This window comes from Flavobacterium sp., assembly GCF_043773265.1.
Lineage (GTDB): Bacteria > Bacteroidota > Bacteroidia > Flavobacteriales > Flavobacteriaceae > Flavobacterium.
Map to the genome: position 1 here is coordinate 1 of NZ_JAYVFH010000161.1, position 8,397 is coordinate 8,397.

General features: G+C 28.9%; 8 protein-coding genes. 5 read left to right on the forward strand and 3 right to left on the reverse strand.

Going from position 1 to position 8,397, the window contains the following annotated elements; translation table 11 throughout:
* Window positions 1-1,274 (forward strand): GEVED domain-containing protein (locus tag ACH2BO_RS08840; RefSeq protein WP_395044383.1); only part of this gene is annotated, 1,274 nt, incomplete at its 5' end.
* A 52-nt stretch (window positions 1,275-1,326) separates the two neighbouring features.
* Here ACH2BO_RS08840 and holA read toward each other — a convergent pair.
* Window positions 1,327-2,331: a DNA polymerase III subunit delta gene (gene holA / locus ACH2BO_RS08845; protein ID WP_395044384.1), complete on the reverse strand. Its 1,005-nt coding sequence runs from the start codon at window positions 2,329-2,331 to the stop codon at window positions 1,327-1,329.
* A 66-nt stretch (window positions 2,332-2,397) separates the two neighbouring features.
* On the opposite strand from holA, the gene ACH2BO_RS08850 reads away from it, so the two are divergent.
* The 3 genes from ACH2BO_RS08850 to ACH2BO_RS08860 all read left to right on the forward strand — a co-directional run bounded on the left by ACH2BO_RS08850 (window position 2,398) and on the right by ACH2BO_RS08860 (window position 4,763).
* Window positions 2,398-2,859, forward strand: a complete 462-nt coding sequence (locus tag ACH2BO_RS08850) for a type I restriction enzyme HsdR N-terminal domain-containing protein (protein ID WP_395044385.1) — start codon at window positions 2,398-2,400, stop codon at window positions 2,857-2,859.
* 9 nt (window positions 2,860-2,868) lie between these two features.
* Complete coding sequence (locus tag ACH2BO_RS08855; RefSeq protein WP_395044386.1) at window positions 2,869-3,852, forward strand: glycosyltransferase family 2 protein; 984 nt, start codon at window positions 2,869-2,871, stop codon at window positions 3,850-3,852.
* An 80-nt stretch (window positions 3,853-3,932) separates the two neighbouring features.
* Window positions 3,933-4,763 carry a flagellar motor protein MotB gene (locus ACH2BO_RS08860; RefSeq protein ID WP_395044387.1) on the forward strand — a complete coding sequence of 277 codons (831 nt, stop codon included), beginning with the start codon at window positions 3,933-3,935 and terminating at the stop codon, window positions 4,761-4,763.
* A gap of 78 nt (window positions 4,764-4,841) precedes the next feature.
* On the opposite strand, the gene ACH2BO_RS08865 is transcribed toward ACH2BO_RS08860, so the two are convergent.
* Together ACH2BO_RS08865 and ACH2BO_RS08870 are read right to left on the reverse strand one after the other, a co-directional pair.
* Window positions 4,842-5,462: an L-threonylcarbamoyladenylate synthase gene (locus tag ACH2BO_RS08865; protein ID WP_395044388.1), complete on the reverse strand. Its 621-nt coding sequence runs from the start codon at window positions 5,460-5,462 to the stop codon at window positions 4,842-4,844.
* A 74-nt stretch (window positions 5,463-5,536) separates the two neighbouring features.
* Window positions 5,537-7,864, reverse strand: a complete 2,328-nt coding sequence (locus ACH2BO_RS08870) for an ATP-dependent helicase (protein ID WP_395044389.1) — start codon at window positions 7,862-7,864, stop codon at window positions 5,537-5,539.
* Window positions 7,865-8,084: 220 nt separating this feature from the next.
* On the opposite strand from ACH2BO_RS08870, the gene ACH2BO_RS08875 reads away from it, so the two are divergent.
* Window positions 8,085-8,397: hypothetical protein (locus tag ACH2BO_RS08875; RefSeq protein ID WP_395044390.1), on the forward strand; the 313-nt coding region annotated here is incomplete at its 3' end.

Here is an 8,397-nt window from a genome sequence, read left to right on the forward strand (position 1 = left end):
ATACTTTTACTCAATTTAATATTCCAGCAGGTTATGATTCGGCAACATTTACTAGCGTTTCTGATAATGGAATTGCAGTTGGATATTGTCAAAAATTTGGTTTTGTCATTGATCGTGAAGCAATAATATATCATCCATCAATAGGAAATCAACCAGTTTTTTTAAGACAAATTTTGGCTTCATTTGGAATTACTGCTTATTCAACATTAGATGGAAAATTAGGAACTGCAATTGCAATTTCACCAAACGGAAATTTTATTTCTGGCTGGGAAAATGATTTCTTTTTCTTTGCACATGGTTGGCTAGTAAATTTAGATAATTTATTGTTTACAACTTGCTTCATTCAATGTCCAGAAAATATTACAACTACAAGTTTAACTGGTCCAAAGGTTGTAAATTATCCTGCTCCAACAATAACATGCTCAACTCATCCAAATGCAACATTAGTTCTGGTTGCAGGTTTGGCTTCTGGCTCGGCTTTTCCAATTGGAACAACTATTGTAACTCACAATTTAGTAGAAACCAATGGAGATATAGTTGCAAGTTGTAGCTTTAATGTAATTGTAAATGATACTTATTGCCCACCAATAGATGTTTTTTTTATTGAGCCAATTACTTTAGTAAATATTAACAATATTAATAATGCATCTGATGTAAATTCGACTTTAGATTATGAAGATTTTACTAATCTAACGCTAATTTTAAATCAAGGCGAAACTGTAAATACTATTTTTAAAGGAACAACTGGTGGTGATTATACTGATTATTTTACTGCATTTATTGATTGGAATTTAGATGGAGAATTTGACAATATTAATGAACGTTATGAATTGGGAAGTATTACCAATTCTACAGGAACAGATTCAATTCAAACCAATGCAAGTTTTAATGTTCCTGTTGCTGCACCACTTGGAGACACAACAATTAGAATAGTAAAAACTTATGATGTGTATGCATTTACTAGTTGCGAACCTGGATCTGGTTTTGGGCAAGTAGAAGATTATAAAGTAACTGTTGTAAGTCTAGCCACTAATGAGTTTAATAAAAATAATTTTAAATTTTATCCAAATCCTGTAAATGATGTGTTTACTATTTCTAATGATTTAGCAATCACAAATGTTTCAATCTATACTCTTATTGGTCAAGAAATTAAAAATCTAAACCTAAACGCTACAAGCGCACAAATTGATATTTCAAATTTTCCAACAGGAACTTATATTGTAAAGGCAACCAGTGAAAATTCTATTTATAACTTTAAACTTATTAAAAATTAAATTTAAATTATTTTGAAAAACATAAAGCTGTAATTTGATATTGCAGCTTTTTTTAATTAAAAATCTTAACCAACATTTCTTTCAATAAATCATGATTTGGCAATGAATTTGCGCCAACTCCTTTGCTTTTTACATCAATATCTCGTAAAGTATTTATTATAGAACTTACTTTTTTCATTGGATAATTTTTTAAAGCTACATCATAATCCTTTAAAAAAAAAGGGCTAACACCAAGAATTGGAGCAACAGTTTTAGGATTTTTATCCTTTAATCCATGATATTTTAATAGTTTAATAAAAAAACTAAACACCAAGCTTGTTGTAACAACCATTGGATTATCTTTTGGGTTATCTGCAAAATATTGAACAATTTGATAAGCTTTTAATTGATTTCGTGAGCCCAAAGCATTTTGTAACTCAAAGACATTAAAATCTTTACTAAAACCAATATTTACTTCAATATCTTTTGCATTAATCAAATGTCCTTTTGGCAAAATTATTTGAAGTTTTTCTAGTTCATTATTTATTTTACTTAAATCGTTTCCAAGAAATTCTACAAGCATAGCATTTGCCTTTGCTTCAATTGTATAACCTTTTCCTTGTAAAACTCTTGTAATCCATTGTCCTACTTGGTTTTCATATAACTTTTTACTTTCAAAAACTATTCCGTTTTTAGATAAAAGTTTAATTGCTTTTTTTCTTTTATCAAGTGTTTTGTATTTATAACAAAAAACTAAAACAGTTGATGGCATTGGGTTTTCGGCGTATTTTTCAATACTTTCAATAGTTTTAGACAAGTCTTGTGCTTCTTTTACAATTACAACTTGTCGTTCTGACATCATTGGATATCGTTTTGCAGTTCCAACAATATCATCAATTGTAACATCACGACCGTATAAAACAGTTTGATTGAAACCTTTTTCTTCTTCCGAAAGGATATTATTTTCAATATATTCAGATAATTTATCTATATAATAAGGTTCTTCGCCCATAAAAAAATAAATAGGTTTAATGTTTCCTGATTTTATATCGTTGATGATTTTTACTACTTCGTCCATTTATGCTGAATTTATTTCAGTATCTATTTTTTTTTATCTATTATCTAAAAGTCTTACTTTTGCAATATGCAAAAGTTGAATTTTCCAACATATTCGTTTCGGTTCAAAAATAGTGAAAATAAAGTTGCTATTTTTGATGAAATCAGGAAAAAATTTATAATTCTCACTCCAGAAGAATGGGTTCGTCAACATATAATTCAGTTTTTGACACAAGAAAAAAATTATCCAAAATCATATATTAATGTCGAAAAATTAATTAAAATCAATGATTTAAATAAACGTTACGATATAATTGTATATCAGCCAAATGGAGAAATATTTTTATTAATAGAATGCAAAGCTCCAGAAGTTAAAATAACTCAAGAAACCTTCAATCAAATAGCACGTTACAACTTAACTTTAAAAGCTAAATACTTAATGGTTTCCAACGGACTAAATCATTACTTTTGTCAAATGGATTTTGAAAATGAAAAATATAATTTCTTAACAGAACTTCCAGAATTTGAAACCACAAACTATAAATTATAAACAATAAACTTGAAAATAGCAGTTGTAATATTAAACTGGAATGGAGCAAAATTGTTGGAGCAATTCTTGCCTTCAATCATTGCATACTCTAAAGAAGCAACTATTTATGTTGCAGATAATGCTTCAACTGATTATTCAATTGAAATTATTAAAAAGCAATTTCCAACAATTAAAATAATTGAGAATGATGGTAACTATGGGTTTGCTAAAGGTTACAATGTTGCATTACAAAATGTTGAAGAAGATTATTATGCTTTAGTAAATTCAGATATTGAAGTTACCCAAAATTGGCTTACTCCTATTCTATCCATTTTTGATAATGAACCAGAAATTGCTATAATTCAACCCAAAATTTTAGATTTTAAAAATAAAGAGTTTTTTGAATATGCTGGTGCAGCTGGCGGATTTATTGATAAATATGGTTATCCTTTTTGTAGAGGACGAATTTTTGATACTATTGAAAAAGATACCAACCAATATAATGATGAAAAAGAAATTTTTTGGGCAAGTGGCGCTTGTTTCTTTATTAGAAAAGAAGTTTTTAGAGACTTAAATGGTTTTGACGATGATTTTTTTGCCCATCAAGAAGAAATCGATTTGTGTTGGCGTGCTTTTAATTTAGGTTTTAAAGCCAAATACACATCCAAATCTGTTGTTTATCATGTTGGAGGAGCAACTTTAAATGAAGGAAATCCTAAAAAAACTTATTTAAATTTTAGAAATTCATTATTGATGTTAACCAAGAATCTTCCAAAAAATAAATTAATTTCTGTGTTATTTATCAGACTGATTTTAGATGCAGTTGCAGGATTTCAATTTATTTTTAAAGGAAAATTCAAACATTTTTTTGCTATTTTAAAAGCACATTATTCTTTTTATGGTTTGATTTCTAAAACATTAAAGAAAAGAAGTAACTTTCAAAAAGAAAATTACTTTTATAAAAAAAGTATTGTTTACACTTATTTTGTTAAAAAAGGCAAGATATTTGAGTAAAAGTTAACAATACTTTATATAAAATAACATAATAAGCAATCAATAAATTGTAATTTTGTAAAAATAAAAACCAAATAGATATGAGAAAAGTAATTTTTATGATTTCTTTAGTTGCATTAACGCTAACATCATGTGGAACTAAAAAGAAAATCGCAGCGTTAGAAGCACAAAATAAAGACTGTCAAGATTTGTTAAATTCAACAACTGTAAAACTGAATTTATGTTTAACCGAAAAAGAAGCATTAAATCAACAAAATGAGTATTTAAAAAAGAACAATTCTGATTTAATAAGCGCTTCTAAAGACATGACTGTATTATCTACAAAAGGTGCTCAAAATATTGAAAAAGCATTAGAAACAATAAAAGAAAAAGATTTAAAAATTTCTAGAATGCAAGATGCTTTAACCAAAAAAGACAGTGTTACTTTGGCTTTGGTTACAAGTTTAAAAAGCTCGGTTGGAATTTCTGATCCAGATATTGAAGTAAATGTTGAAAAAGGAGTTGTATTTATATCCATTTCAGATAAATTGCTTTTTAAAAGCGGAAGCTATGTTGTGAGTGACAGAGCAAAAGAAGTTTTAGGAAAAGTTGCTAAAGTTATCAATGACAAACCAACATTTGAGTGCATGGTTGAAGGTCATACAGACAATGTTCCTTTTACAGGAAATGCAGTATTGCTAGACAATTGGGATTTAAGTGTAAAACGTTCTACAGCAATTGTTAGAGTTTTAACCAAAGACTTAAAAGTTAATCCAAAACAATTAATTTCAGCTGGTCGTGGCGAATACATTCCATTAGTAGATAATAATTCGGCAGAAAACAGAGCAACTAACAGAAGAACTAGAATTGTTATTTTACCAAAAATAGACGAGTTTTATGAAATGATTGAAAAAGAAATGAAGAAACAATAGATATTTAGGTACGAGGTTGGAAGTACGAAACTTAAATAAATATCTTAAACGTCTTGAGAAATTGAGGCGTTTATTTTTTTACAATATATCCAAACTTCCTTTTCCTTCTCTAATAACTACAGGTTCAAAACCAGATAAATCAATAATTGTTGACGCTAGATTATCGCCATAACCACCATCGATTACAACATCTACAAGGTTTTGCCATTTTTCAAATATCAATTCAGGATCGGTAGAATATTCTAAAACTTCATCATCATCGTGAATAGATGTTGAGACAATTGGATTACCAAGTTTTCTAACAATTTCTAATGCAATTTCGTTTGCAGGAACACGAATTCCGACTGTGGTTTTCTTTTTAAATTCTTTGGGAAGATTATTATTTCCTGGTAAAATAAAAGTATATGCTCCAGGCAAAGCTCGTTTTAATAATTTGAATGTAGCTGTATCAATTTGTTTTACATAATCTGAAATATTACTTAAATCACTACAAACAAAGGAAAAATTGGCTTTATCTAGTTTAATTCCTTTAATTTTTGCAATTCTTTCTAATGCTTTTGTGTTGGTAATATCGCAACCTAAACCATAAACGGTATCTGTTGGATAAATAATTAATCCACCATTACGCAAAACATCAACTACTTTTTTTATAGCAGCTTCGTTGGGTTTGTCCTCGTATATTTTTATGAATTGTGCCATTGTTTTTTTGTTTAAAGTTATTTTTGTTTAAAGTTTCAACTTAAAAAACTTGAAACCTTAAACTTGAAACCTTCTTATCCAATTACATCTAACTTTGCAAATCGCAATAATAATTTTTTAATTCCGCCAACTTCAAATCGTATTTCGGCTTTTTTATCGGCGCCAATTCCTTCAAGATTTATTATTTCACCTTTTCCAAACCGTTCGTGAATTACAATATTACCATTTGTAAGTTTAGTATCAAATAAATTATTTGCACTTGGAGCATTTCCAACTGGTTTTAATTTTCTAATATTTATAGAAGAAACTGGTTCATCCGAATATGCTTTAGGTGGATTTCCTGCAATTGGCTTGGCTAATCTTAATTTAGATTTGTCAATATCACCAAAAATATCCATATCCATCATTGGTTTATATCGATATCCACCATTGTCTATTGGATTAATATATTCGATATATTCTTCTTTTATTTCCTCTATAAATCTTGATGGTTCGCTATCTGTAAGTTTTCCCCAACGGTATCGCGATTGTGCATAAGTTAAATATGCTTGATTTTCGGCTCGAGTTAGCGCAACATAAAACAGTCTTCGCTCTTCTTCGAGTTCGCTTCTAGTATTTAAACTCATTGCACTTGGAAACAAGTCTTCTTCTAGTCCAACTACAAAAACATAAGGAAACTCTAAACCTTTTGCCAAGTGAATTGTCATTAATGCAACTCTATCTTCGTCGCCTGTATCTTTATCTAAATCTGTTGCTAGTGCTACATCTTCCATAAATTCTGATAAAGCACCACGAGCACCATCAATTTCTTTTTGACCTTCGATGAAATCTTTAATTCCACCCATTAAAACTTCAATGTTTTCTATACGAGCAATTCCTTCTGGAGTACCATCTTTTTTTAATTCTTGAACCAAACCAGTTTTTTTGGCTACATGATCTGTCAAATAAAAAGCATCTTGGTTTTGATTAATTATTTGAAAACTTTTAATCATGGTTACAAAATCTTGCAACTTGGTTTTGGTTCCAGCATTTAATTTTAAATCAATTTTGTCAATATGTTCCATTACTTCAAATATGGAACGTTTGTAATGGTTGGCAGCTACAGTTAGCTTTTCGATAGTTGTGTCACCAATTCCACGTGCGGGATAATTTATTACACGAACCAATGCTTCTTCGTCTTTTGGATTGATAACCAATCGTAAATAACAAAGTACATCTTTAATTTCTTTTCGTTGATAAAAAGATAAACCACCATAAATTCTATAAGGAATATCTCGTTTTCGAAGCGCATCTTCCATAGAACGAGATTGTGCATTGGTGCGATACAAAATAGCAAATTGACCATTTAGCATTTGGTTTCGCATTTTTTGTTCAAATATTTCTCCTGCCACAAATCGACCTTCTTCACCATCAGTAACACTGCGATGTACTTTTATTTTCGAGCCATAATCATTGGCTGTCCAAACAACTTTTTCGAGTTTGGTTTTATTTTTGTCTATTATAGAATTGGCTGCTTCGACAATATTTTTTGTAGATCTATAATTTTGTTCAAGTCTATATGTTTTTACATTTTCATAATCTTTTTGAAAGTTCAAAATATTATTAATGTTTGCACCACGAAAAGCATAAATACTTTGAGCATCATCACCAACAACACAAATATTTTGAAATCTGTCAGACAAAGCACGAACAATTAAATATTGAGAATGATTGGTATCTTGGTACTCATCAACCATTATGTATCTAAATCTATCTTGATATTTGGCTAAAACTTCAGGAAAACGATTTAGTAATTCATTGGTTTTTAATAGCAAATCATCAAAATCCATTGCACCAGACTTGAAACAACGCTCTACATAATTATTATAGATTTCTCCCAAACGAGGTTTTTTAGACATTGCATCTTGTTCTTGCAGTTCAGGATTATTTAAATAAGCTTTTACCGTAATTAATGAATTTTTATAGGATGAAATTCTACTTAAAACCTGTTTTGGTTTATAAATATCTTTATCCAGTTGCATTTCTTTAATAATTGCCGAAATTAATCGAACAGAATCTTGAGTATCATAAATAGTAAAGTTAGATGGAAAACCCAGTTTATCAGCTTCACTTCTAAGAATTCTTGCAAATACAGAGTGAAAAGTTCCCATCCAAAGATTTTTGGCTTCGTTGGTACCAACAATATCTGCAATACGTTTTTTCATTTCGCGTGCTGCTTTGTTGGTAAATGTTAATGCTAAAATATTAAATGCATCAACGCCTAAACTCATTAAATAGGCAATTCTCATGGTGAGAACACGTGTTTTACCAGAACCAGCACCAGCAATAATTATCATTGGTCCATCTTTTTGTAAAACTGGTTCTTGTTGTGCTTCGTTAAGTTGGCTAATATATTTTTGCATTTTATCTTTTTCTTATCTCTGAATTTAAGATTTACAAAAATAGGTTTACTTACTAATAATTACAATTAAATTACGTTCGATTTATTAACTATTTTTTGCTTCCAACTTAAAAATTGTTTTCCTTTGTATATACTTAATTTGAAAAAACATGAAAACAAAACATCTATATTTCTTAATCATATTATCATTATTTTTTGGATGCTCTACGGCTTCTAAAAAAATGCAAAAAACATACAATTCTGGCGAAGGAATGATTGTTGGAACCATATGTATTGAAAAAAAGATTTATAACGGTTATACATTTTCTTATAGTGATGATGTTCCATCTGTAAATGATTATCCAAATGAACAAGGAAGTTTTACTTATAAGTATGATAAACCCGATTTTAAAAAAAGAAATAAATCTTATTACTTATTTACAATTTCTAAACCAAAAGGGAAATACAAGTTTTTTAAAATAAAAATTTTTAATAATACTAGAAATAACATTTCTACAATTGAAATTCCAATAAATATGAAGTTTGAGATTGAAG